General features: G+C 71.9%; 27 protein-coding genes and 1 tRNA gene. 15 read left to right on the top strand and 13 right to left on the bottom strand.

Features of this window, described 5'->3' with window-relative positions; translation table 11 throughout:
• Positions 1 to 208 precede the first annotated feature (208 nt).
• Together BIU91_RS14300 and BIU91_RS14295 are read right to left on the bottom strand one after the other, a co-directional pair.
• On the bottom strand, positions 209 to 1279 hold the full coding sequence (locus BIU91_RS14300; RefSeq protein ID WP_071406009.1) for an NAD-dependent epimerase/dehydratase family protein: 1071 nt from the start codon (positions 1277 to 1279) through the stop codon (positions 209 to 211).
• Positions 1276 to 2202: an MTAP family purine nucleoside phosphorylase gene (locus BIU91_RS14295; protein WP_071406008.1), complete on the bottom strand. Its 927-nt coding sequence runs from the start codon at positions 2200 to 2202 to the stop codon at positions 1276 to 1278. The genes BIU91_RS14300 and BIU91_RS14295 overlap by 4 nt, the downstream gene beginning before the upstream one ends.
• Positions 2203 to 2309: 107 nt before the next feature.
• Here BIU91_RS14295 and glp point away from each other — a divergent pair, with 107 nt between their 5' ends.
• The 7 genes from glp to BIU91_RS14260 all read left to right on the top strand — a co-directional run bounded on the left by glp (position 2310) and on the right by BIU91_RS14260 (position 8092).
• Complete coding sequence (glp, locus tag BIU91_RS14290) at positions 2310 to 3542, top strand: gephyrin-like molybdotransferase Glp (protein ID WP_071406007.1); 1233 nt, start codon at positions 2310 to 2312, stop codon at positions 3540 to 3542.
• Entirely contained in the window at positions 3539 to 4027 is a 489-nt protein-coding gene (gene moaC, locus BIU91_RS14285; RefSeq protein ID WP_071406006.1) for a cyclic pyranopterin monophosphate synthase MoaC, read from the top strand. The genes glp and moaC overlap by 4 nt, the downstream gene beginning before the upstream one ends.
• Positions 4024 to 4536 carry a molybdopterin-binding protein gene (locus BIU91_RS14280; RefSeq protein WP_071406005.1) on the top strand — a complete coding sequence of 171 codons (513 nt, stop codon included), beginning with the start codon at positions 4024 to 4026 and terminating at the stop codon, positions 4534 to 4536. The genes moaC and BIU91_RS14280 overlap by 4 nt, the downstream gene beginning before the upstream one ends.
• Positions 4533 to 4973: a molybdenum cofactor biosynthesis protein MoaE gene (locus tag BIU91_RS14275; RefSeq protein ID WP_071406004.1), complete on the top strand. Its 441-nt coding sequence runs from the start codon at positions 4533 to 4535 to the stop codon at positions 4971 to 4973. The genes BIU91_RS14280 and BIU91_RS14275 overlap by 4 nt, the downstream gene beginning before the upstream one ends.
• Positions 4974 to 5005: 32 nt before the next feature.
• Positions 5006 to 5647, top strand: coding sequence for a hypothetical protein (locus BIU91_RS14270; protein WP_071406003.1), 642 nt, complete (start codon positions 5006 to 5008; stop codon positions 5645 to 5647).
• Positions 5644 to 6042 carry a PLDc N-terminal domain-containing protein gene (locus tag BIU91_RS14265; RefSeq protein WP_071406002.1) on the top strand — a complete coding sequence of 133 codons (399 nt, stop codon included), beginning with the start codon at positions 5644 to 5646 and terminating at the stop codon, positions 6040 to 6042. The genes BIU91_RS14270 and BIU91_RS14265 overlap by 4 nt, the downstream gene beginning before the upstream one ends.
• 202 nt (positions 6043 to 6244) lie before the next feature.
• Positions 6245 to 8092, top strand: a complete 1848-nt coding sequence (locus BIU91_RS14260) for an ABC-F family ATP-binding cassette domain-containing protein (protein WP_071248222.1) — start codon at positions 6245 to 6247, stop codon at positions 8090 to 8092.
• A gap of 6 nt (positions 8093 to 8098) precedes the next feature.
• On the opposite strand, the gene BIU91_RS14255 is transcribed toward BIU91_RS14260, so the two are convergent.
• Complete coding sequence (locus tag BIU91_RS14255; RefSeq protein WP_071406001.1) at positions 8099 to 8575, bottom strand: VOC family protein; 477 nt, start codon at positions 8573 to 8575, stop codon at positions 8099 to 8101.
• Between the two features lie 47 nt (positions 8576 to 8622).
• Positions 8623 to 9117 carry a MarR family transcriptional regulator gene (locus BIU91_RS14250; RefSeq protein ID WP_071406000.1) on the bottom strand — a complete coding sequence of 165 codons (495 nt, stop codon included), beginning with the start codon at positions 9115 to 9117 and terminating at the stop codon, positions 8623 to 8625.
• Between the two features lie 79 nt (positions 9118 to 9196).
• Here BIU91_RS14250 and BIU91_RS14245 point away from each other — a divergent pair.
• Positions 9197 to 9268 (top strand) — tRNA-Gln (locus BIU91_RS14245).
• Between the two features lie 84 nt (positions 9269 to 9352).
• A complete protein-coding gene (locus BIU91_RS14240) occupies positions 9353 to 9628 on the top strand; it encodes a hypothetical protein (RefSeq protein WP_139196867.1) in 276 nt (91 codons plus the stop codon).
• Between the two features lie 12 nt (positions 9629 to 9640).
• Here the strand turns inward: BIU91_RS14240 and BIU91_RS14235 are convergent, their stop codons facing one another.
• From BIU91_RS14235 to BIU91_RS14220, 4 genes are all read right to left on the bottom strand, one after another.
• The gene (locus BIU91_RS14235) at positions 9641 to 11107 is read right to left on the bottom strand and encodes an SDR family oxidoreductase (protein ID WP_071405998.1); all 1467 of its coding nucleotides are present in this window, start codon (positions 11105 to 11107) and stop codon (positions 9641 to 9643) included.
• A 30-nt stretch (positions 11108 to 11137) separates the two neighbouring features.
• Positions 11138 to 11593: a GNAT family N-acetyltransferase gene (locus BIU91_RS14230; protein ID WP_111100045.1), complete on the bottom strand. Its 456-nt coding sequence runs from the start codon at positions 11591 to 11593 to the stop codon at positions 11138 to 11140.
• A gap of 61 nt (positions 11594 to 11654) precedes the next feature.
• Complete coding sequence (locus BIU91_RS14225; protein ID WP_071405997.1) at positions 11655 to 12632, bottom strand: SDR family NAD(P)-dependent oxidoreductase; 978 nt, start codon at positions 12630 to 12632, stop codon at positions 11655 to 11657.
• Positions 12629 to 13591: a chlorophyllase gene (locus BIU91_RS14220; protein WP_084741300.1), complete on the bottom strand. Its 963-nt coding sequence runs from the start codon at positions 13589 to 13591 to the stop codon at positions 12629 to 12631. The genes BIU91_RS14225 and BIU91_RS14220 overlap by 4 nt, the downstream gene beginning before the upstream one ends.
• A 153-nt stretch (positions 13592 to 13744) precedes the next feature.
• Here BIU91_RS14220 and BIU91_RS14215 point away from each other — a divergent pair, with 153 nt between their 5' ends.
• Positions 13745 to 14347, top strand: a complete 603-nt coding sequence (locus tag BIU91_RS14215) for a TetR/AcrR family transcriptional regulator (RefSeq protein WP_071405995.1) — start codon at positions 13745 to 13747, stop codon at positions 14345 to 14347.
• A 155-nt stretch (positions 14348 to 14502) separates the two neighbouring features.
• On the top strand, positions 14503 to 14796 hold the full coding sequence (locus tag BIU91_RS14210; RefSeq protein WP_071405994.1) for a hypothetical protein: 294 nt from the start codon (positions 14503 to 14505) through the stop codon (positions 14794 to 14796).
• A gap of 29 nt (positions 14797 to 14825) precedes the next feature.
• On the opposite strand, the gene BIU91_RS14205 is transcribed toward BIU91_RS14210, so the two are convergent.
• Positions 14826 to 15158 (bottom strand): hypothetical protein, encoded by a 333-nt coding sequence (locus BIU91_RS14205; RefSeq protein WP_139196527.1) that lies wholly within the window; start codon positions 15156 to 15158, stop codon positions 14826 to 14828.
• 66 nt (positions 15159 to 15224) lie between these two features.
• Here BIU91_RS14205 and BIU91_RS14200 point away from each other — a divergent pair, with 66 nt between their 5' ends.
• On the top strand, positions 15225 to 16187 hold the full coding sequence (locus BIU91_RS14200) for a serine hydrolase domain-containing protein (RefSeq protein WP_071405992.1): 963 nt from the start codon (positions 15225 to 15227) through the stop codon (positions 16185 to 16187).
• 57 nt (positions 16188 to 16244) lie between these two features.
• Positions 16245 to 16952 carry a 5'-methylthioadenosine/S-adenosylhomocysteine nucleosidase gene (gene mtnN / locus BIU91_RS14195; protein WP_084741295.1) on the top strand — a complete coding sequence of 236 codons (708 nt, stop codon included), beginning with the start codon at positions 16245 to 16247 and terminating at the stop codon, positions 16950 to 16952.
• Between the two features lie 18 nt (positions 16953 to 16970).
• Here mtnN and BIU91_RS14190 read toward each other — a convergent pair whose 3' ends face one another.
• On the bottom strand, positions 16971 to 17276 hold the full coding sequence (locus BIU91_RS14190) for a hypothetical protein (RefSeq protein ID WP_139196528.1): 306 nt from the start codon (positions 17274 to 17276) through the stop codon (positions 16971 to 16973).
• The gene (locus BIU91_RS14185; RefSeq protein ID WP_084741292.1) at positions 17273 to 18151 is read right to left on the bottom strand and encodes a serine hydrolase domain-containing protein; all 879 of its coding nucleotides are present in this window, start codon (positions 18149 to 18151) and stop codon (positions 17273 to 17275) included. Before BIU91_RS14185 ends, BIU91_RS14190 begins: the two co-directional genes overlap by 4 nt.
• Positions 18152 to 18336: 185 nt before the next feature.
• On the opposite strand from BIU91_RS14185, the gene BIU91_RS18985 reads away from it, so the two are divergent.
• The gene (locus tag BIU91_RS18985) at positions 18337 to 18492 is read left to right on the top strand and encodes a hypothetical protein (RefSeq protein WP_155896774.1); all 156 of its coding nucleotides are present in this window, start codon (positions 18337 to 18339) and stop codon (positions 18490 to 18492) included.
• Between the two features lie 54 nt (positions 18493 to 18546).
• Here BIU91_RS18985 and BIU91_RS14180 read toward each other — a convergent pair whose 3' ends face one another.
• Both BIU91_RS14180 and BIU91_RS14175 read right to left on the bottom strand, forming a co-directional pair.
• The gene (locus BIU91_RS14180; protein WP_071405989.1) at positions 18547 to 20970 is read right to left on the bottom strand and encodes an excinuclease ABC subunit UvrA; all 2424 of its coding nucleotides are present in this window, start codon (positions 20968 to 20970) and stop codon (positions 18547 to 18549) included.
• Between the two features lie 123 nt (positions 20971 to 21093).
• The gene (locus BIU91_RS14175; protein ID WP_071405988.1) at positions 21094 to 21774 is read right to left on the bottom strand and encodes a hypothetical protein; all 681 of its coding nucleotides are present in this window, start codon (positions 21772 to 21774) and stop codon (positions 21094 to 21096) included.
• A 277-nt stretch (positions 21775 to 22051) separates the two neighbouring features.
• Here BIU91_RS14175 and BIU91_RS14170 point away from each other — a divergent pair, with 277 nt between their 5' ends.
• A complete protein-coding gene (locus tag BIU91_RS14170) occupies positions 22052 to 22447 on the top strand; it encodes a hypothetical protein (RefSeq protein WP_071405987.1) in 396 nt (131 codons plus the stop codon).
• Positions 22448 to 22522: the final 75 nt, after the last annotated feature.

The raw sequence follows: 22522 nt of genomic DNA, 5'->3' as shown, positions 1-22522 counted from the left end.
ACGCCGTCGTGTCGTCGAGACGCCGCCGAATGCGGCGGCGTCTCGCGCACCCGGGGGCGTGGTGCCGACACGACGGCGTCTCGCGTGCCCCTGGGGGCGGGGACTGCGGACGGGAGGCGCGGGGCGGGGCCGTCACGGGCCTCCCGTCAGGTGGCTGGTCGCGCTCTCAGGCACGGCCAGCGGTGCGCCGCTCGCGCACGCGTTCCGGCTAGCGGACGGCGCTGCGGAGCGGTGCCGTCGCGAACTCGCGCATGCCGGCCTCGAAGTCGACCTCGGCGTGCCAGCCGAGCTCGGCGGCGATGCGCGCCGAACTCGCGGTGACGTGGCGGACGTCGCCCAGGCGGTACTCGCCGGTGACGACCGGCTGCGGGCCGTCGGGTCCGGCGAGCGCGGCGGCCATGTCCCCGATGGTGTGCACGGTGCCGGAGCCGACGTTGTACGCGCGGAACGTGTCCGACGGCAGGTCGGCGGTCGCCGCGATCGAGGCGGCGTTCGCGCCGGCGACGTCGTCGACGTGCACGAAGTCGCGTCGCTGGGCGCCGTCCTCGAAGACCCGGGGAGCCTCGCCGCGGGCCAGCGCCGAGCGGAACAGGGACGCGACACCGGCGTAGGGGGTGTTCGCGGGCATGCCTGGTCCGTAGACGTTGTGGTACCGGAGCGCGATCGCGCGGCCCCCCGTGGCACGGGCCCAACTGGAGGCGAGGTGCTCCTGCGCGACCTTCGTCTGCGCGTACACGTTGCGGGGGTCGAGCGCGGCGGACTCGTCGATCAGGCCGGGCAGCAGGGGCTGACCGTCGGGACCGATCGGGTCGAAGCGGCCGGCGTCGAGGTCCTCACGGCGGCGGGCCGGCGGACGGGTGGGTTCGCCGGAGGCGGTGGTGTACGCACCCTCGCCGTAGACGACCATCGAGCTGGCGACGACGAGCCGGCCGATGTCGTGCCGGTCCATGCCGGCGAGGACGTGGGCGGTGCCGGCGTCGTTCGACGAGACGTAGTCGGGGGCGTCCTGGAAGTCCACGCCGAGGCCGACCTTGGCGGCTTGGTGGCACACGACGTCGATGCCGTCGAGGGCGGCGTCGAGGGCGACCCGGTCGCGGACGTCGCCGTGCACGAACGCGATGCCCTGCTGCTGGTGGGCGCGGATGACCTCGGCGGGGTCGCCGTGCACGTCGTCGCGCAGGGAGTCGAGGACGCGGACCTCGTGGCCGTCGGCCAGGGCGCGGCGGACGATCGCGGAGCCGATGAAGCCGGCGCCGCCGGTGACGAGGAGGCGGCTCATGCGGTGGCGCCCGTGGTGGCGGTGGCGGCGGGCTGGGCCTTCGTTGCCGTGGGTTGGGCCTGCATGATGCTTGCGCTCGCGCTGGTCGGGACGAGTTCGCGCGGGGTGAAGTCGGCGGGGATCGCGGCGACGATCTGGCCGATGGCGCGGACGATGACCTCGTTGGCACGGGCGAGGCGTTCCATGACGAGCGCGTGGGTGACGACGGCTCCGGCGTCGTCGACGTCGGGGCCGCTGGCTGCGGCTGCTGCGGCGGCCTCGTCCTCGGTCGGGGCCAGTCCGGCGTCGGCGTCGGTGACGAACGACAGGTTCACCGTGGCGATGCCGAGTTCGGCGGCGAGCGGCACCTCGGGCGTCATCGTCATGTTGATCGTGTGGCCGCCGGCCTGACGGAGCCAGACGGACTCGGCGCGGGTGGAGAACCGGGGACCCTGGATGACGACGCACGTGCCGGTCGGACGGAACGGCACGTCGAGGCCGGCGACGGCGTCGATCGCCGCGCGGCGGAGCGTCGGATCGAACGGGTCGGCGAAGGACAGGTGCTGCACGTCGTCCTCGAAGAACGTGTCGGCGCGGCCCCAGGTGCGGTCGATGAGCTGGTCGGTCACGACGAAGGTGCCCGGGGCGTAGTCGGGGTGCAGGCCGCCCACGGCGCTCGAGGACACGATCGCGCGGACGCCGAGCGAACGGAGCGCCCAGAGGTTCGCACGGTGGTTGATGCGGTGCGGGGCGACGGAGTGCTCACGGCCGTGGCGGGTCAGGAACGCGACCCGTCGTCCGGCCATCGTGCCGATGCTGATCGGGCTCGACGTCGGGCCGAACGGGGTCGGGACGTCGAGCTCGTCGGCGGTGCCCTCCTCGAACAGCTGGTAGAGGCCGGAGCCTCCGATGACACCGATCGTCACGGCTTCGTCGTTCTCCACAGGTCCTCCGGTTGGTCGTCGGCGCGGGCTGCGCGCTGGATACGCTACTGACGGCGCCACCGGGCGAACCGGGAGCGGCGCCACCAACCCCCTGTTCGGAGGCACCTGTGCGAACGATCGGTCAGCACCGCGACGACCTGGCGGCGTTGCTCGCGCCGGTGGTGGCGGGCCTCGGAGCAGAAGAACTGCCGCTCGACGAACTCGCCGGTGCCGGTGCCGGTGCTGGGTTCGCTCACCGCGTGCTCGCGGCGGCCGTCCTGTCGCCCGTTCCGCTGCCGCCGTTCGACAACAGTCAGATGGACGGGTTCGCCGTGCAGGCCGCGGACGCGGGGCAGGCCGTCCGGGTCGTCGCACCCATCCCGGCCGGCGTGGTGCCCGAGCCGCTCGAGCCCGGCACGGCCGCGCCGATCATGACCGGTGCACGGATCCCAGCCGGTGCCGACGCGGTGTTCCCGGTCGAGGCGACCGAGCCCGGTGCGTTCCCGGCGGCGCTCGAGCTGCCCCGGGTGACGGTGCCCGCCGACCTGACCGCCGGCACCTTCGTGCGGGTGACCGGCAGCGACCTGCCCGCCGGTGCCGAGCTCGCTCCGGCCGGTTCCGCCGTCACGCCGGCGCTGCTCGGCGCGCTGGCTGCTGCGGGGGTGACGACCGTGTCGGTGCGCCGACCACTGCGGGTCCTCGTCGTGTCGACCGGGTCCGAGCTGCAGGGTGCCGACACGGATGCGGCGACCATCGGCGACGCGAACGGCATCGCGCTGCGGGCAGCCCTTGCCCAGGTCGGTGCGGACTCGCGAGCCGTCCGGGTGCCCGACGACGTCGCTGCCTTCGACCGGGCGCTCGATGCAGCCGTGGGGGACTGGGCCGACCTCGTGCTGACCACCGGGGGCATCAGCGCCGGGGCGTACGAGGTCGTGCGACAGGCGCTCGAACCCCGGGGGCTCGCGGTGACGCCGGTCGCGATGCAACCGGGTGGGCCGCAAGCGTTCGGCAGCGTCCTGTTCGGAGACGGTCGCGCCGTGCCGGTCGTGTCCTTCCCCGGCAACCCGGTGTCGGCGCTCGTCTCGTTCGAGGTGTTCCTGCGCCCCCTGCTCGCCGCCGCCGTCGGACTCACGCCGGACCGCCCCACGCAGGTCCTGCCGGCGGCGTCCGCTGCCGGCTCACCCGTCGCCAAGCACCAGGTCCGTCGCGGCCGGGTGCAGGACGGGGCCGTGCACTTCGTCGGTGGGCCGAGTTCGCACCTGCTCGTCCACTACGCCGCCGCCACCCACCTGGTGCACGTCCCCGTGGGGGTCGACACCGTCGAAGTCGGCGACCCCCTGACCGTCTGGAGCCTCCGATGACCGACTCGTCCGCCTCCGACCAGCTGTCGCACGTCCGCGCTGACGGCAGCGCGCACATGGTCGACGTCTCCGCGAAGGACGTCACCGACCGGTCGGCCACCGCCACCGCCACCGTCGTGACCCGTCCCGACGTCGTCGCACGCATCCTCGACGGCTCGCTGCCCAAGGGCGAGGTCGTCGGCACCGCCCGCATCGCCGCGATCATGGCGGTGAAGAAGACCTCTGACCTGATCCCGCTGTGCCACCCGCTGCCGATCGCCGGCGTGCAGGTCGACATCACCGGCGCCGACGACCGCGTGCTGATCGAGGTGTCGGTCCGCACGACCTCGCGCACCGGCGTCGAGATGGAAGCCCTGACCGGGGCGAGCGTCGCCGCCCTGACGGTGTACGACATGGTGAAGGCCGTCGACCGAGCGGCCGTGATCACGGACGTCCGCGTGCTCGAGAAGCACGGCGGACGCTCCGGGGACTGGAGCAACCGATGACCGCCGAGCCGACCAGGGGCCGAGCCGCCGTCGTCGTGGTGTCCACGCAGGCCGCCGCCGACCCCGCACTCGACCGCACCGGACCCGTCATCGCCGACTGGCTGCGCGACCACGGGTTCACCACGAGCGACCCGATCATCGTCCCCGACGGCGGCGCGATCACCGAGACCGTCACCGCGGAACTCCTGGCCGACGCCCGGGTCGTCATCACCACCGGCGGCACCGGGGTCACCCCGACCGACCGGACCCCCGAGGCGGTGGCGGGGCTGATCGACCTCGAACTGCCCGGCATCACCGAGGAGATCCGTCGACGCGGACTCGCGGGTGCCGGCCCGACCGCCCTGCTCACCCGCGGCGTCGCCGGGGTCACGAACGCCGGCTGTCTGCTCGTCACCCTGCCCGGGTCGCGCGGTGGGGTGTCCGACGGGCTCGCCGTGCTCGACGGAGTACTCGACCACGTGGTCGCACAGGTGCACGGCGAGGGCCACGCCCCGCGGAGCGCCTCGTGAGCACCACCGAGGCCGCCGCACGGGTCGTGCTGGCCGACGTCGTCGACCGCGACATCAGCGTCGACGAAGTCGCAGCCGTGGTGGCCACCGAACAGGACGGCGCCGTGGTGACCTTCGCCGGCATCGTCCGAGACCACGACGGTGGCAAGGGCGTCACCGCGCTCGACTACGAGCGGCATCCCAGTGCCGGCGACGTCATCACCGAGGTCGCCCGGGCCATCGCCGAGGACCACCCCGACGTCCGGATCGCCGTGCTGCACCGCGTCGGGGCGCTCGGCATCGGGGACGTCGCGCTCGCCGCAGCGGTGTCGTCGTCGCACCGGGCGCAGGCGTTCGTCGCGTGCGGTGCCCTGGTCGACCTCGTGAAGGAGCGCGTGCCGATCTGGAAGCACCAGCTGTTCACCGACGGGACGGACGAGTGGGTCGCGGCGCTGTGACGTCTGCCGGACGGTCGAATATCGAACCGACGGTGGTGGAACGCCGGTGGGCCGAGTCCGAGGAACGTGCTCGCGCCGTCTCGGCGCAGCCCCCGGGTGCTGTCCTGCAGGTGCGTTGGTTCGTCCTGGCGATCGTGCTGGTGTTGGTGGTGCTCGGCGTCGGGGCGATCGTCCTGCCCGCCGGCTCCGACGCTCGTTTCACGCTCTCGGCCGTGGTCGCTGGACTGGGCTTCGTGGCCGGTCTCAGTGAAGCCGTCCAGGTCAGCATCCGCCGGAGACGGAACGGCGTGGCTGCTCGGCCGGTGGCGGTGCTCGCGCCGTTGCAGCAACGCGAGCAGCGGGCGGTGACCGCGGCCGCGACCGGGCGGCGCGCTGCCCCCACCGACCGGCTGGCGATCGTGCGGGCTCGGGCCGTCGAACTCACCGACGGCACCGGGATCCAGCTGACCGCGGGCCTCGTGGTCGTGTGGGCGGCCGTCGCGTTCTCCGGCGTCACGCTCTGGCCCGTCTACCTGGCGGGTGGCATCGCCGCCGCGGGGCAGTTCGCATGGACTGCACGGTCCGCGGTGCTCGCCCGCCGGTACCTCGACGCCCACCCTGTGCACCTTCGCAACCGGGACGCTCGTTCGGGGCATGGTGAGACTCCAAGCGGATCCATAGAATCGCGAACATGAGCGTCTTGCTGCCCGGGATCACCGTCATCCTGCTGGTCTTCGCCCTGATCGACATCCTGTCGAAGACGGATGACCAGATCCGCGGCCTGCCGAAGATCGCGTGGGTGATCCTCGTGATCCTGGTCCCCGTCGTCGGCAGCATCGTCTGGTTCGCCATCGGCCACGACTGGGCTCCGGGCGAACGGAACCACGGTCGCTACATCGAGCCGACCCGCCACGAGGACCGGTACGCCACCCTCGGCGACGCCCGCAGTGCCCACGGCGCCAAGCGCGTCACCGGTACCGAGCAGGAGCTCGCCGAGCTCGAGCGCGAGATCGAGTACTGGGAGGCGCAGGCCCGCCTGAAGCGCGCGAAGGAAGCCGCGGGCGAGGGCGACACCGCTCCCGCGAGCTGACCCGGGCCTCCAGACCGACGCACCGTGCGCGGTCTGTCGATTGGTGCGAGGTTGCGCGCTCCGTGTGCCGCTACAGGCTCGCACCGAGCGGGCAACCTCGCACCACTCGAAAAAGCGCGCACCGTGCGACCAGAACCGACCGGCCAACCGGTCCAACCGCCGCCCGCACCCACCACCCCGCCGCGCCACCTACCCTTGACGCGTGGCACATCTCCTCGGCGCCGAGAACCTGCATCTCGAGTTCCCCACCAAGGTCGTCTTCGACAACGTCACCCTCGGCATCGACGAGGGCGACCGGATCGGCGTCGTCGGCCGGAACGGCGATGGCAAGTCGACCCTCCTCGCCCTGCTGTCCCAGCGCCTCGAGCCGGACGGCGGCCGCGTCACGCACCGCCGCGGGCTGACCATCGGCTACCTGGACCAGCGCGACATCCTGCCCGAGGGCGCGACCGTCGGCAGCACCGTCGTCGGTGACCTCGAGGAGCACGAGTGGGCCGGTGACCCGAAGATCCGCGACATCATCGGCGGTCTGGTCTCGGACATCCCGTGGGACGTCAGCGTCGACGAGCTGTCCGGTGGGCAGCGTCGTCGTGTGGCCCTCGCGCGGCTGCTGGTCGGCGACTGGGACGTCCTGTTCCTGGACGAGCCGACCAACCACCTGGACGTCGAGGGCATCGAGTGGCTCGCCGGGCACATCAACCGCCGCTGGTCGTCGAACCAGGGCGGCATGGTCGTCGTGACGCACGACCGGTGGTTCCTGGACGCCGTGTCGACCGACACGTGGGAGGTCCACGACGGCGTCGTCGACCCCTTCGAAGGTGGCTACGCCGCGTACATCCTGCAGCGCGTCGAGCGTGACCGGCAGGCCGCCACGATCGAGCAGCGCCGGCAGAACCTGGCCCGCAAGGAGCTCGCGTGGCTCCGCCGCGGCGCCCCGGCCCGCACGAGCAAGCCGAAGTTCCGCATCGACGCGGCGAACGCCCTGATCGACGACGTCCCGCCGATCCGCGACACCGTCGCGCTGTCCCGGACGGCGACCGCGCGCCTCGGCAAGGACGTCGTCGACCTGCTCGACGTGAGCGTCTCGTTCGACGGCACGCAGATCCTCGACCGCATCGAGTGGCGCATCGCACCGGGGGAGCGAACCGGCATCCTCGGCCCGAACGGCGCCGGCAAGTCCACGCTGCTCAACCTGGTCTCCGGGCGACTGCAGCCGACGAGCGGGCGGGTGAAGACCGGCAAGACGGTGCAGGTCGCGGTGCTCGACCAGCAGCTCGCCGACCTGCAGCAGTTCGCCGACGACCGCGTGCGCGAGGTGGTGGCCCGCAAGAAGACGAGCTACGTCGCCGACGGCAAGGAGATGACGCCGTCGCAGCTGCTCGAGCGGCTCGGCTTCACCTCGGAGCAACTCTCCACGCCCGTCAAGGACCTGTCCGGTGGGCAGAAGCGGCGCCTGCAGCTCATGCTCATCCTGCTCGACGAGCCGAACGTGCTCATCCTCGACGAGCCCACCAACGACCTCGACACCGACATGCTCGCCGCCATGGAGGACCTGCTCGACACCTGGCCCGGCACCCTGCTGGTCGTCAGCCACGACCGGTACCTGCTCGAGCGCGTCACCGACCAGCAGTACGCCGTGCTCGGCGGGCACCTGCGCCACCTGCCCGGCGGCGTCGACGAGTACATGCGTCTGCGCGAGGCCGGAACCGGTGGCGGGACCGCCTCTGCGGCTGCCGCCGCGTCTGCCGGGAGGCCCGACACCGTCGGCGGGACCGGCTCGGCCGGTGCCGTGGCCGGGTCCAAGGCCGCCGGTGCGTCCGCCCTGTCGGGAGCGGACCGGCGGACGGCCGAGAAGGAGATGTCGGCGCTCGACCGGAAGATCGCGAAGGTCGGCGCGGACCGCAAGAAGCTGCTCGACCAGTTCGCGACGCACGACCAGTCCGACTACGCCGGACTCGGCGAACTGCAGGCGAAGCTCGGTGCGCTCGAGGCCGAGGTCGAGCAGCTCGAGGAGCGCTGGCTCGAGGTCGCGGAGCTGCTCGGGGTCTGAGCCGGTCTACTCGACGGACGCGGGGTCGACCGCGTCCTGGCCGCTGTCCGTCGGTGTGGCGTCCTCGGGGGCCCCACCGCCGGGGTTCGCCACGACCTCCCACAGGTGGCCGTCCGGGTCCTGGAAGAAGCCGGACCACATGCCCCACGGGCGCGTGTACGGAGGTTCGCGCATCGTGGCTCCCGCTGCCTGTGCTCGCTCGAGGAACGCCTCGGCCTCTGCCTGACTGCTCGTGAAGTGCCCGATCGCGCTGCTCGGTGCCGTGGCCAGTTGCACGCCGGAGTCCTTCGCCATGTCGTCTCGGCCGTAGACGCTGACGATCAGGCCGTCGTCGAGGGTGAACATCGCCGTGGTGCCGCCGGCCTGCGTCTCGGTGGCGGGGTACTCGGTGCCGATGACGCCGCTGCCCTCGATACCGAGCAGGGCGCGGTAGAACTCAGCCGATCGAGCGACGTCGGCGACGGCGAGGGTGATGGCGTGCATGCGCCGCACGCTACGCCGGGGCCGCTCGGCCCGTGCCACGCTTTCGCTCAGTCCCCGAGGCCCAGGATGAGCCGGCGGAGCAGCCCGGCCAACTGACCCTGCTCGTCGGCGGAGACCCCGGACAGGATGTCCCGCTCGGCGGCCAGCAGGTCCGCGATCGCCGCGTCCACCGCCACCCGGCCCTTGCTCGTCAGCGAGACGAGGATGCCGCGGCCGTCCTTCGGGTCGGTCCGACGCCCCACGAAGCCGCGGGCCGCCAGGCGGTCCACCCGGTTCGTCATCGTGCCGCTCGACACCAGGGTCTGCTGCAGCAGGGTCTTCGGGCTCAGCTCGTACGGCTCACCCGCGCGGCGCAGGGCCGACAGGACGTCGAACTCCCACGGCTCCATGTCGCTCGCGTCGAACGCCGTCCGCCGGGCACGGTCCAGGTGTCGGGCGAGCCGGTCCACGCGGGACAGCACCTCGAGCGGGCCGAAGTCGAGGTCGGCGCGCTCACGACCCCACGCCGCGACGATGCGATCGACCTCGTCCTCGTGCGGCATCCCTCCATCTTGGCCGAACCCGGAGCGGACAGCCAGCCTCGTCGGTCGTGGGAGGATGGAGGAGCACCTGCGGGTGCGTTCCGCCTTGGTGTAATGGCAGCACGACGGCCTTTGGTGCCGTTAGGTCCGGGTTCGAATCCTGGAGGCGGAGCGGGCGGGTCGTCCGTCGCGGCGGGAGCGAGAGCGGGTGTGCGCAGTGACCATCTCGGATGACTTCCACCGCTGGGGCTCGCTCTTGATCGCGCAGCTCGAGGCCGACGCCGTGAACACCGAGTTGCGGCGCTCGCCCGAGGACCGGGACAACCGGAGCACGCACCTGTTGGTGGAGTCCGATCTGATCGCCTACGACTTGCTCGTCTGGGATTCGGGCGACGCCGAGCTCATGGTGTCCGACGAACGGGGAATCGTCCCGACGCACCTCGACATCGGCGCAGACCTGTCGGCCCGTGCAGTCTTCGAGCGGTTCGTCAGTGGCGCATCGAGGGTCGCGGGGCGGCGGCTCCAGGTCTGAGGAGACGGCCGGTCACCACGAACTCGGCGCGTAGTCCTTCAGGAAGACACCGAACACGTCCTCGCCCGCTTCGCCCCGGACGATCGGGTCGTAGACACGGGCTGCGCCGTCGACCAGGTCGAGCGGCGCGTGGAAGCCCTCTTCGGCGAGCCGGACCTTCGTGGGGTGCGGCCGTTCGTCGGTGATCCACCCGGTGTCGACGCTCGTCATCAGGATGTTGTCGGTCTCGAACATCTCCTGCGCGCTCGTGCGGGTGAGCATGTTCACGGCGGCCTTCGCCATGTTCGTGTGCGGGTGACCCGGCCCCTTGTAGGCGCGGCCGAACACCCCTTCCATGGCGCTGACGTTCACCACGTAGGTGCGGCGTCCTGTGCTCGCGGCCATCGCGGGGCGGAGCTTCGAGATGAGGATGAACGGCGCCGTGGTGTTGGCCAGCTGGACCTCGAGCATCTCGAGGGGGTCGACCTCGTCGACCTGCTGGGTCCACGAGTTCTCGTCGTGCAGGTCGGGGACCAGGCCGCCGGCGTCGATGGCGGTGCCCAGGGCGAGTCGTTCGAGCGAGCTCGATCCCGGCGCCATCGCCTGTTCGGTCAGTTCGTCGGCCCGAGCTGCGGCGGCAGCGAGGATCGGGTGCGCGGCCACCGAGCGGGCGAGCGCCAGCGGGTGCTGGTCGTTCGTGTGCCCGAAGGTCACGAGTTCGGGCAGCGGTCCGTCGGGCAGCGGCGCGAGTTCCGCGTCGACCAGCGGCTGGTAGGCCCCGGTCGACCGGCGCACGGTCTGGGTGGCGTTGTTGATCAGGATGTCGAGGGGGCCGGACGCTGCGACGTCCTCGGCGAGCCCGATCACCTGGGCGGGGTCGCGCAGGTCGATGCCGACGACCTTCAACCGGTCCATCCAGTCGGCCGAGTCGGGCAGGCTCGCGAACCGGCGCACCGCGTCGCGGGGGAACCGCGTGGTGATGGTGGTGTGGGCCCCGTCGCGCAGCAGCCGGAGGGCGATGTACATGCCGATCTTCGCGCGGCCGCCGGTGAGCAGCGCCCGCTTGCCGGTCAGGTCCGTCCGAGCCTCGCGCTTCGCGTGGCTCAGACGAGCGCACGCCGGGCAGAGCTGGTGGTAGAACGCGTCGACGACCGTGTAGTGCTGCTTGCACATGTAGCAGGGCCGTGACTTCAGCAGCGTGCCGGCGGTCGTCGATGCGGTCGAGGCGCTGATCAGGACGCCGCGGGTCTCGTCGTCGATCCGATCGGCGGCCCCGGTGGCGGTGGCGGCGATCACCCGGCGATCGGCCTCGGCGATGACGCCGCGCTTCTCGAGGCGGTGCGCACGCTTGACGGCCTTGAACATCTTCGCGGTGGCCTGGCGGACCCGGATGAAGTCCGGGTGCGTCTCGTCGATCGACGGCAGCTGCTCGAGCACCCGGAGCGCGACGGTCAGGTCGTCAGGGTCGATGCCGCTGGGTTCGGGGTGCTCGGAGCTCACACGCGATCCTACGTCGGGACCGAACACCGGTCAGACGAGCTGCTGCTCCATGCACACGCTCGTCGGGTCGTCGACGTACGGGCCGAACCGGGGGATGTCCGCGTACCCGGCCTTCCGGTACAGCGCGATGGCCGCGGCCTGCGGCAGGCCGGTCTCGAGCCGGACGGTCCCGATACCGACCGCGCGGGCCCGGTCGTGCAGGGCGTCGAGCAACCGCGTCCCCACGCCGAGCCCACGCGCGGCGTCGCTCACGAACATCCGCTTGACCTCGCCGGTGCCGTCGCCGGCGTCGACGAGCGCCACCGTGCCGAGGGCGGTGCCGTCCTCGCGCGCCACCAGGAACGTGACGTCGGGCTGGTCCAGGTCGTCGACGTCGAGCGCGTGGTAGTTCTCGGCCGGGTAGAGGCTCAGTCCGTAGTCGTCACCCTGCTGCAGCAGGTGCAGGACGTCGTCCTGCCGGGGGCTCTCGATCCGCACGGTCAGCACCGTCACACAGTAGCGAGGACGACGAGAAGAGTGAGCAGACGAGGCCCCCGGCCGACGGCGATCAGGCCAGGAGCCCCTCGCTGACCTCCCACAGCCGCCGGGCGTCGTCTGCGTCGAGCATCGCCGAGTTCGCGTCCGACGGGATGCGGTCCGCGGTCAGGGGCAGGACCCGGTCGTCGATGACGGCGACGTCGCTGTCCTTCAGGTAGACCCCGCCGACGCCGTCGAGCAGCGGGCTCGCGGCACCGAACACGAGTGTCGCTGCGCCCTGCTCGACGGTCTTCTTGCCGACCTCGGGGTCGACGACGGTCACCCCGTGGTCGTCGACCAGTCCCTGCTCGCGGTAGGAGGCGATCCGAGAAGCGTCGTGCGGGCCAGGGCCGATGATGACGCCCGGGTGCGCGGCGAAGGCGCGGATGCCCTGGTCGGCGTACCGGCGGTCGAGTTCCACCGTGAACAGGACGTTCGCCCGCTTCGACTGCCCGTACGCGGTGACCGGGTCGTACCCGTGGGCGAACGTCAGGTCGTCCCACCGGATCTGCCCGAACCGCGCCGCACCGGAGGTGACGGTCAGGACCCGCGCACCACGGGCCTCCAGGAGGGCGGGGAGGAGCGCCCGCGTGAGCTGGAAGTGCCCCAGGTGCGTCGTCGAGAAAGCCAGTTCGTTGCCGCGGCCGTCGAGCCGACGGTCCGGGGTGAAGAGCATCGCGGCACTGTTCACGAGCATGTGCAGCGGGCGGCCGGAGGCCGACCAGCGCGCGGCGAAGGCGTCGACCGACGACGGGTCGGTGAGGTCGAGGGCCTCGACGTGGATGCCCGGGATGTCGGCGACGGCTGCGGATGCCCGTTCGACGTCGCGGGAGGCGACCGTGACGTCGGCGCCGGCCGCCGCGAGGGCGCGGCTGGTCTCGCGGCCGAGGCGGCTGTGTCCGCCGGTCACGACGACGTTCCGGCCGGTCAGGTCGACGCCGTCCAGGACGTCGGCGGCTGTGGACGCGGCGGTGAACGGAGTGGGCAGGGGGTGCTGGTGGGTGATCACGAGTGGTATTCCTTCGATTCGATGTGGCCGACGGCGGCAGCAGGGCCGACGGCGGCAGCAGGGCCGACGGCGGCAGCAGGGCCGACGGCGTCGGCGACCGCCGACCACGCGTCGGGGTCGAGGCCGAGCTCGGTCCGGAGGAACGCCGTCGTGGTGTGGCGGACGAGGTCCACACGCTCGGGGCTCTCGTCCGTGGTGGCGGTCGACTCGTAGTCCTGGATCCCGCCGAGCAGGTGCTCCCCGCCGTGGACGGTCACCAGGTGCCGGGCGCCGGGGCTCAGGTGGTAGACGTCGGTGAACCAGTCCGGGCCTCGCGTCGAGAGCTGGGACTGGTCGTGGTCGCCGGCGACGACCAGTGACGGGGTGTGCAGCTGGCTGAAGTCGGGGCTCATGAACGCGAAGTGCTCCTGCGCGAACGGCACGAGGTCGCCGCGCGCGATCCCGGTGGTGGACAGCAGGACCCCCGCGCGCACGCGGTGGTCGGTGCGGTCCTCGCCCGGCCGCCCGTCGGCGTCCAGGACGCGGGCCCCGAGCAGCATCCCCACGGACTGTCCGCCCCACGAGTGTCCGACCGCGGCGATGCGCGCGGTGTCGACGCGCCCGCTCAGACCGGGGACCGCGTCGATGATCTGGTCGAGGTCGTCGAGCACCCGCTCGAGGTCGTCGACGCGCGTCCGCCAGATGGTCGGGTAGCGCGGGTCGTCGAGCGTCAGCCCGTAGGTCTTCGCGTCGAGGAACGTCGGCTGGACGACGACGAAGCCGTTCGCGGTCCAGTGGTCGACCAGGGGGTCGCCGCCGGTCATGGACTGGCCGAAGCCGTGGGCGAAGACGATGACGGGCAGGTCGGTGCCGGTCGTCGGTGCGGTGATCCGGACCTCGAGGTCCTGACCGCGCGAGGGTGCGGGAAGCGTGACGGGGCGCACGCTGATGACCTGCGGTCGAGGTGCTGTGGGTGCCATGTGGGCCTTTCCGGGATGCGGTGTCGCCCGTGTCGGAGCGATCGTCGTCCGAAACGGAGCGACGTTCCGGAACGATACGGAACAACGATCCGGATTGCAAGAGGAAGCGGAGCACTGTTCCGCATCGCGTCGGTGTCGTGCGATGATCGAGGCATGAGCACCCCGTCGCCCGACCCCGCGCCGCGTCGCCGTCGCGACGTCGAGCGCAACGAGCGCACGATCCTCGACGCCGCTGCCGCGGTCTTCGCCGCCTCGGGCGTCGGCGCACCGGTGCGCGAGGTCGCCACCGCCGCGGGGGTCGGGGTCGGCACGCTCTACCGGCACTTCCCGACCCGTTCGGACCTGGTCGTCGCCGTCTACCGGCACCAGATCGAGGCCCTGGTCGACGCGGGGCCGGCGCTGCTCGGCTCGGAGCCGACGCCGTTCGCCGCCCTGCTGCGCTGGGTGCACCAGTTCGTCGACTTCCTCGGCACCAAGCACGGTCTGGCGCGCGTCTGGGAGGGCGACGCCGACGGCTTCACGGCGCTGCACACCCTGTTCGTCGACGAGCTCGTGCCCGTGCTCGGCCGGCTGCTCGACGCCGCGCGGGCATCCGGCGAGGTGGCCGCGCCGACCCCGCCGTACCAGCTGCTCCGGGCCGTCGGCGACCTGGTGGCGTGGAGCCCCCAGGACCCCGACTACGACGTCCGGACGATCGTGACCCTCCTGGTCACCGGGCTGCGGCAGGCGCAGCCGACGGTGGCCGACAGCGCGTAGCCGGCCACGTGCACTGGTCGCGACCGGCACCGGACTGGAGGCGCGGTGCGGGCCCGTCACGGGCCTCCCGTCCGGCGTCGCGACCGTCTCGGGCCGCACCAGCGCCGTCGGGGCCGGTCCGGGCCCTACGATCGTCCCGACGAAGGGGGACCACCATGACGGAACTGGCGGACTGGGAGACCGAGGGGGCCAGGGCTCGTCCGGCTCGACCGGGTGACCACGAACCGGTGCCGGCCGCGCTGCGGGCCGTGACGATCATCGGGGTGTTGTTCCTGATCGCCGCGGGCTGCGTGTTCGTCACGACGGCGTTCCTCCCCACGTCCGACGAGACGGCCGTGCCGGACGGCCTTCGACTGCTGATGGCGACGGTCGTGTCGGTCGGCATCGCCGTGGTCGGCGTGGTCGCCCTGCTGCTCCGACTCGTCGCCGGGGTGCTCGTCCGCCGCTGAGGTGCTGGAGCGGTCAGGCGGTCAGGCGGTCAGCCTGCCGGCGTCGAGTACAGGACCGCCAGGGTCGCCACCAGCCCGACGACCACGATGCCGAGGTCGAGCAGGGCCAGGGTGACGAGTCGGGTGCGCTGCGGCCGGACGGCGGCGCGCACCACGACCATCGTCACGAACAACACGACGACGAGCACGAGCGCTGGCCAGCCGATCGCCGGCGCCCGGAGCGCCATGAGCACCATCACCGCGGCGACGATCACGGCCGTGACGGCTCCCCACACGAGCCAGTTCGAGCCCGACGCCGTCCGGAGCGCGGGCTGGTCGCCGACGCGGGTGGGATCGGGGCGGCGGGGCTGTTCGTCGGACACGAGCCGGACGGTACGCGACGGCCCCTGCCCGTGCCCGCAGCTGCTCGGCCACGAGAGGATGGGGTTGTGCACACCGCCGCGACCATCCTCGACGCCGTCGTCCGGCACATCGACACCACCGGGTTCGCCGCACACGGCATCCACGTGCGCACGCGGACTGCGGCTCTGGGCGCCGAGAGCACCGCCGACGACGTCGCCGAGCACCACTGGACCCCCGACGTCCAACGCGAGATCCACTCCGCCGCGAAGGGAGTCTGCGTCCTGGCCACCGGCATCGCCGCCGACGACGGCCTGGTCGACCTCGACGAACCGATCGCGACCTCCCTGGTCGGCACCGGCACCGGCCTCGGTACGGAGACCGGGCTCGCGCTCGGCGACGGCGTCGACCGGGTCACCCTCCGACATCTGCTCACCATGACGAGCGGGATCGACATGCCCTGGTCGGCGACCGAGCTGACGGACTGGCCGGACCTGGCGGCCGAGTTCCTGCGGCGACCGTCCCGCGGCCGGGTGTTCCAGTACGCGAACGCCAGCACCTACACGGCGATGCGCGTGCTCGAGACCCGGGTCGGCGACGTCGGCGCGTTCGTCACCGAGCGACTGTTCGCGCCGCTGGGCATCCAGGACGTCGAGTGGCAACGCTGCCCGAACGGGTTCGTCGCAGCGGGCGAGGGACTGTCGCTCCGCACCGAGGAGCTCGCCCGCATCGGACGCCTGATCCGCGACCGCGGGGTCGTCGACGGACAGCGGATCGTCAGCGCGCGGTGGTGCGACGCGATGCACACCGACTGGGTCGAGCGCGAGGGGACCGGGCCCGGCTACGAGCGGTACGCGATGGCCGGATGGGGTGGTCCCGGCCGACTCTGGCGGCTGCACGGTGCGTACGGTCAGATGCTGCTGTTCGACGAGACCGAGGCGAGCAACGACCCGGGCACCGTCGTCACCATCACCGCCGACGACCACTTCGGCGCCGACGCGCTCGCCGCCTTCGTCGCCGACGAGCTGGCCCGCCAGGACCCCCGCCGGTAGCGACCGCGACCATCCGACCTGCACGTCCGCGCGCGCCAGGCGTGGGACGATCGATCAGTGCAGCAGCAACCCGTCGCGATCATCATCGCGGCCATGAGCGAAGAGGTCTCGGCCTTCGCCGACCTCTTCGGCGGCGTCCCCGTCCTCGACGGCCCCGTCGGTGGCCACGACCCGCACCAGCTGCTCGACATCGGCGGCGCCACGGTCGTCGTGCGCCGCAGCGGCATCGGCTTCACGAACGCCACGGCCGCGGTCGCCCACGGCTTCCACGACTTCGGCCCGGGCATCCCGGTGATCAGCGTCGGGACCGCCGGCGGGCTCATGCACGGTGTCGCCATCGGTGACGTCGTGGTCGGCGACCGGTACGTCAACCTCAACGCCGACGCCACCGCGTTCGGCTACGCCCTGGGCCAGGTCCCCGGCATGCCGACCGGCTACGCGCCGGACGCCCGGCTCGTCGAGCTCGCGATGGGCGCCGAGATCGCGTGGCCGCTGCGGTCGGCGACCATCGGCTCGAGTGAGGTCTTCGTGACCGAGGGCCGTGCCCGCGCGCTCCGGGTCGCGTTCCCCGAGGTGGCCGCGGTCGACATGGAGTCGGCCGCGATCGCGCAGTTCGCCCACGTGCACGACATGCCGTTCGTGTCGGTCCGGTGCATCAGCGACCTCTGCGCGCCGGACGGCGCCGAGTTCCGTGAGCACCTGGACGACGCCGCGGCACGCGCAGCGCGCGTGGTCCACGACCTGGTGCTCGGCCTGCGTTCCTGAGCCCGCCCGCGCGCTCCCTCAGCGCTCGATGACGCGCCACTCGCTGACGAACGTCGTGACGTCCTTCTCGTCCAGGTCTCGTTCCACGGTCTCGAGGAGCCGTTCGGCCTGATCCGCGTCTCCGGCTCGCGTCCGGAGGACCTCCGCGCCGTCGTCACGACGGCGGACGACCAGGTCGAAGCTCGGCAGGAAGTCCTCACCGGCACCGCCCATCGCGGCCAGGGCCAATGCCGCCGTCGTCCGGGCCAGACGCTTGAACGAGCGCTGCCGGGAGTCCTCCAGGGCCACTTGCAGGACATCTCCAGCCCGCGTGCCGGCGCTCACGCGACGACTCCCACGGCACGGAGGCGTCGGACGGCGAGCCGGTCAGCAGCTCCGGGCGCTGCGCCGAGGGCGTGCGACGCGATCGTGACGTCGCCGTGACGGAGCAGACAGACGCCGGCGTCCCGTGTCTGCCCGCTGTGCCAGATCAGCCCGTCGCGGTGCTCCCACGCCAGGAAGTCCGGCTCGATGCGTCCGATCCCCACGCCGAAGCGCAGGAGGTCGGACATGGTCGACCAGATCCCGGCGGCCGGTGCGTAGGGACCTGATCCGACGGTCCAGGGTTCACGGGGACGGCCCCGCCACGACCGGAGCAGGGTTCGTCGTTCGGGTGCCGGGTCGAGGGTGGCGCTGGTGATGCCGAGCGGAGCCAGGACCGTCCGCTCGGCGACCGTGGACCATGCCTCCTGCGCGACGTGCTCGAGCAGCCGACCGAGCACCGCGTAGCCGAGGTTGGAGTAGTCCCGCTCACCCGGTGTCGTCGGGGTCTGGCGCAGCGCACGGGTGACGTCCGCCTCGGACACGTCCGCGTACGGGTCGCCGACGATCCCGGCCGACACGCCCTGGTGCACACGGGGCAGGCCCGAGCGGTGTCGGATCAAGTCGTCGACCGTGTAGGTGGCGTCGTCGGGGACGTCCGGCAACAGGTCCCGGGCGGGGGTGTCCCGTGGGATGTCCCGTTCAGCGAGGAGAACGAGCACGGCGGCGGCGGTCACGGTCTTCGTGACGCTCGCCCACTCCACCAGCGCGCCCGCTTCGTAGCGATCGCCGAGGTCGGCAGTGACGTCGCCCCCTGCGTCGATGATCACGGCTCGGTTCGCAGCGGCCACGCTCGTCCTCCTGATCTGGTCGAAGCCACCATGATCGCAGCCGGTCATGCGGGGATCCTCGTTCCGCGTGGACGAGCACCAGGTGCCGGAGGGGCGCGTTCCGGCCTTCGGCACGGCCGGAATTGCGTTCCACGGACGTTCCGGGACGGATTGCGAACTCGCCTCCGAGCCCCTCGCTAGCCTCCATTTCGGGGGGTCAAGGAACCACGGCCAATCACACAGGGAGATCAGCCATGAGCGCCTACACGAGCGACGAGAACGTCGAACCTGCACGCATCACCACCTTCAAGCGCGTCCGCAAGCAGTGGCGTCGGACGGGTGAGGTCGGCTACACGCACAGTGGCAGCGACTTCTTCCGCGACGACGCGCCGGAAGCGGTCCAGCGGTAACCAGCGGCAGCCACGAAGTGCCCGCCAGGAGCGATCCTGGCGGGCACTTCTGCGTCAGCGACCGAGCTGGTCCCGCAGGTACGGGGCGGTCCGGCTGGTCGTCGAGGCGGCGACCTCGACGGGCGTACCGGAGGCGACCACCTGGCCACCCTCGACACCGCCGGACGGGCCCATGTCGATGACGTGGTCGGCGCTCGCGACGACGTCCATGGCGTGCTCGACAACGACGACGGTGTTGCCCGCGTCGGTCAGTCGGGCGAGCTGGGCGGTGAGCAGCTCGACGTCGGCCGGGTGCAGGCCGGTGGTGGGCTCGTCGAGCAGGTACAGGGTGTGACCGGTCCGCGCGCGCTGCAGTTCCGTGGCGAGCTTGATGCGCTGCGCCTCGCCGCCGGACAGCTCCGGAGCGGGCTGGCCGAGCCGCAGGTAGCCGAGACCGACCTCGCGGAGGGTCTCGAGCCCTCGCCCGGCTGCGGGCAGGGACGCCAGGAACGGCGCCGCTTCGTCGACGGTCATGCCGAGGACGTCGGCGATGGACGCCCCGTTCCACCGGACCTCGAGCGTCTCGGCGGTGTAGCGGGAGCCGTGGCACTCGGGGCACGGTGCCCAGCTGCCCGGCAGGAAGAGGAGTTCGACGGACACCGACCCCTCGCCCTGGCAGACCTCGCACCGGCCGCCGGCGACGTTGAACGAGAACCGTCCGGCGGTCCAACCGCGGGCCTTGGCGTCGTCGGTCTGGGCGAAGGCTGCCCGGACCGCGTCGAACAGGCCGGTGTAGGTGGCGAGGTTCGAGCGGGGCGTCCGGCCGATCGGCTTCTGGTCGACCTGCACGACGCGGTCGATGAGCGGGTGCGACGTCGCGACGCCGGGCAGCACGCCACCGACGAGCGACGACTTGCCGGACCCGCTGACCCCGGTGACCGCGGTGAGGACACCGAGCGGCAGGTCGACGTCGAGCCCCCGCAGGTTGTGCAGGGTGAGGTCGCGGAGCTCGAGCGTGCCGATCGGGGCGCGGACGGCACGGTCGGCGGTCGGCTGCCGGGGCTCCAGGAAGCGCCGGGTGACCGAGGCCTCGACCTCGGCCAGGCCGGCGACGGGGCCGCTGTACAGGACGGTGCCGCCGCCGGTGCCCGCGCGGGGGCCGACGTCGACGATCCAGTCGGCTCGGCGCACGATGCTCATGTCGTGTTCGACGACGAAGACGCTGTTGCCGCCGGCGCGCAGGTCGTCGAGGACGTCGACGAGGGACTCGGCATCGGCGGGGTGCAGCCCGGCGCTCGGTTCGTCGAGCACGTAGACGACGCCGAACAGGCCGGAGCGCAGCTGCGTCGCGATCCGCAGCCGCTGGCTCTCGCCGGGGGAGAGCGTCGGGGTGGCGCGGTCGAGCGCCAGGTACCCGAGACCCAGGCCGACCAGGACCTCGACACGGGTGAGCAGGTCGCGGGAGATCGCCACGGCGACCTCGGTGTGCTCGCCGGACGATGCCCGCGACGTCGCCGCTGCCGCATCCGTGATCGCCGCGATCGGGCGCAGGACGTCGGCCAGGCCGGTCAGCGGCAGCGCGTTCAGCTCGGCGATCGAGTGGCCGCCGATCGTCACGGCGAGGGCGGCTCGGGTCAGGCCGGTGCCTCCGCAGAGCCCGCACGGGCCGGACTCGACGAACTGCAGCACCTTCTTGCGCTGGGTCTCGCTCTGCGAGTCGGCGAGGGTGTGCAGGACGAACTGGCGGGCGCTCCAGAACCGGCCCTTGTAGGGCTTGGCCACGCGGTCGCGCTTCGGCTGCACCTGCACGACGGGCTGTTCCTCGGTGAAGAGCAGCCAGTCACGGTCCTCGCGCGACAGCTCACGCCACGGGCGGTCGATGTCGTAGCCGAGCACGGCGGTGACGTCGCGCAGGTTCTTGCCCTGCCACGCACCGGGCCAGGCGGTGATCGCGCCGTCGCGGATGCTCAGCGACGGATCGTGCACGGCCGATGTCTCGGTGACCTCGTGCGCGGTCCCGATGCCGTGGCACCGGGGGCAGGCGCCGGCGACGGTGTTCGGCGAGAAGGAGTCCGACTCGAGCCGGTCGGCACCGGACGGGTACGTGCCGGCGCGCGAGTAGAGCATGCGCATCGAGTTCGACAGCGTGGTCATGGTGCCGACGGTGGAACGGGAACTCGGGGCGCCGCGACGCTGCTGCAGGGCGACGGCGGGCGGCAGTCCGGTGATCGAGTCGACGTGCGGGGTGGAACCCTGCGCGATCAGCCGCCGCGCGTACGGGGCGACGGACTCGAGGAACCGGCGCTGGGCCTCGGCGAAGACGGTGCCGAAGGCGAGCGAGGACTTGCCGGAGCCGGAGACGCCGGTGAACGCGACGATCCGGTCGCGGGGGATGTCCACGTCGACGTCGCGCAGGTTGTTCTCGCGGGCACCACGGACGCGGATGAAGTCGTCCGGCCCGGGTCGGTCGTCGGTCTGGGTTGAGCGAGGAGCGGGCATTCGCTCGATCGTAGGCTCGGCCACTGGGAGAAGCAGTACCGGTGCGGAACCGCGAACGACGAAGAGCCGCTCCGCCCTGATCGGCGGAGCGACTCTTCGCGTCGTGCGGTGTTGCGGCAGGTGTTACTTGATCTGTGCGGTGATGGTGGCGGTGCCGACGAGGAGGCCGCGCTTGACGGCGTCGGTGCCGAAGGTCTTGTTCAGCAGGCCAGCGGCGTCTTCGGTGATGTGGACGGTGGTGCCGGTGAGGATGGCGTTGTCGCCCTCGAGCTGGAGGGGCTTGAGGGAGCCGCCGTGCAGCTCGAACAGGAACGCGTTGGCCGCGGCGACCTTGCCGTTGACGAGGACGTCGCCGTAGAGCTTGGACGAGCCCGGGTTCACGACGAAGTTCTCCAGCGTGACGGTGGTGTCGCCGGCCTTCAGGGTCAGCCCCGAGTCGTCGTGGTTCAGCAGGCCCTGCACGTACGGGCGGTAGTTGCCATCCGGGGACCAGTAGGTGACCGACCCGGCGGTGATCGGGAACGACACCGACCCGTCAGCAAGGGTTGCATCGCCGGAGACGCCGGGGGTGAGCTTCAGGGCGGTGAGGGCGTCGGTGAAGCCGGAGTCGAGCTTCACGGCGGTGGAGCCACCGAGGACCTCGGGGACCGAGGCGACGGGTGCGGGGATCTTCGACGACGACGAGGACACCGTGTGCACGTTCGGGGTCGCGGCCTGGGCGGAGGAGATCCCGAACGCGGCACCGCCGAGGACGAGGGCGCCGGTCGTGGCGAGGGTGATGGAGGTCTTGAGGCTCTTACGCATCGTGATCAGTCCTTTGCTGTTGTCGCGCTCGGCGCGGCTGCTGTGTGCGCGCCGAACACACCCTTGGTGGAGTGGAGAACCAGCGATGTGCGGCTGGTGAGCGCTCCGGGTGTTTCCCGGTCGTTGCAGGTGATTCGGCACCCTGCCGCGAAGGGTTTGGACCGATCTGCCGTCGTTACCGCTCTGTGACCTTCGGGCACATCCGGACAGCGGTCACGCCCGCAAGTACGTTCTCTGAGAGGCCGCTGAACGTGGTCCATCGAGAAAGGCACTCCCCATGGCATCGACGTCCAGTCGTCCCACGTCCGTCACCGTCGCGTTCGTCATCTGGCTGGTGGTGGTCCTGGCGAACATCCTGCAGGGCATCATCAACCTCACGTCGGGCTCCTCCGCCGACGTCGCTGACAGTGTCGGCACCGCCCCGCTCGTCGGCGGCGCGATCTTCGCGTTCATCCTCGCCGTGATCGAGCTCATCATCGTCTTCAAGATGCGCGACGGCCGCAACTGGGCCCGCATCGTGCTGACGGTCCTCGCGGTCCTGCAGCTCATCGGCGTCGGCGTCGGCGCGGCCTCGGGTGGCAACGCCTTCGGGTTCATCGGTGGCATCGCGGTGCTCATCGCCACGATCCTGATGTACGTCGGCGGCGCGAACGGGTACTTCCGTCGCCACTGAGCGGGCGTGCGTGCGGATGCGCTCTTGCGTGACGCACACCGGTCGCTGAACGCGACCACCCGACGGACGGGAGGC

Origin of the sequence: Curtobacterium sp. MMLR14_002 (genome assembly GCF_001864975.1) — a bacterium.
Taxonomy (GTDB): domain Bacteria; phylum Actinomycetota; class Actinomycetes; order Actinomycetales; family Microbacteriaceae; genus Curtobacterium; species Curtobacterium flaccumfaciens.
Note: the sequence above shows the minus strand (reverse complement) of the source record. Positions and strands in the feature narration are given on the sequence as shown.

Coding starts and splice junctions, on each gene's coding strand:
- BIU91_RS14300 (WP_071406009.1), bottom strand. CDS start 1,279: ATGAGCCGCCTCCTCGTCACCGGCGGCGCCGGCTTCATCGGCTCCGCG.
- moaC (WP_071406006.1), top strand. CDS start 3,539: ATGACCGACTCGTCCGCCTCCGACCAGCTGTCGCACGTCCGCGCTGAC.
- BIU91_RS14280 (WP_071406005.1), top strand. CDS start 4,024: ATGACCGCCGAGCCGACCAGGGGCCGAGCCGCCGTCGTCGTGGTGTCC.
- BIU91_RS14265 (WP_071406002.1), top strand. CDS start 5,644: ATGAGCGTCTTGCTGCCCGGGATCACCGTCATCCTGCTGGTCTTCGCC.
- BIU91_RS14255 (WP_071406001.1), bottom strand. CDS start 8,575: ATGCACGCCATCACCCTCGCCGTCGCCGACGTCGCTCGATCGGCTGAG.
- BIU91_RS14250 (WP_071406000.1), bottom strand. CDS start 9,117: ATGCCGCACGAGGACGAGGTCGATCGCATCGTCGCGGCGTGGGGTCGT.
- BIU91_RS14220 (WP_084741300.1), bottom strand. CDS start 13,591: ATGGCACCCACAGCACCTCGACCGCAGGTCATCAGCGTGCGCCCCGTC.
- BIU91_RS14215 (WP_071405995.1), top strand. CDS start 13,745: ATGAGCACCCCGTCGCCCGACCCCGCGCCGCGTCGCCGTCGCGACGTC.
- BIU91_RS14210 (WP_071405994.1), top strand. CDS start 14,503: ATGACGGAACTGGCGGACTGGGAGACCGAGGGGGCCAGGGCTCGTCCG.
- BIU91_RS14185 (WP_084741292.1), bottom strand. CDS start 18,151: ATGACCGGCTGCGATCATGGTGGCTTCGACCAGATCAGGAGGACGAGC.
- BIU91_RS18985 (WP_155896774.1), top strand. CDS start 18,337: ATGAGCGCCTACACGAGCGACGAGAACGTCGAACCTGCACGCATCACC.
- BIU91_RS14180 (WP_071405989.1), bottom strand. CDS start 20,970: ATGCCCGCTCCTCGCTCAACCCAGACCGACGACCGACCCGGGCCGGAC.
- BIU91_RS14175 (WP_071405988.1), bottom strand. CDS start 21,774: ATGCGTAAGAGCCTCAAGACCTCCATCACCCTCGCCACGACCGGCGCC.
- BIU91_RS14170 (WP_071405987.1), top strand. CDS start 22,052: ATGGCATCGACGTCCAGTCGTCCCACGTCCGTCACCGTCGCGTTCGTC.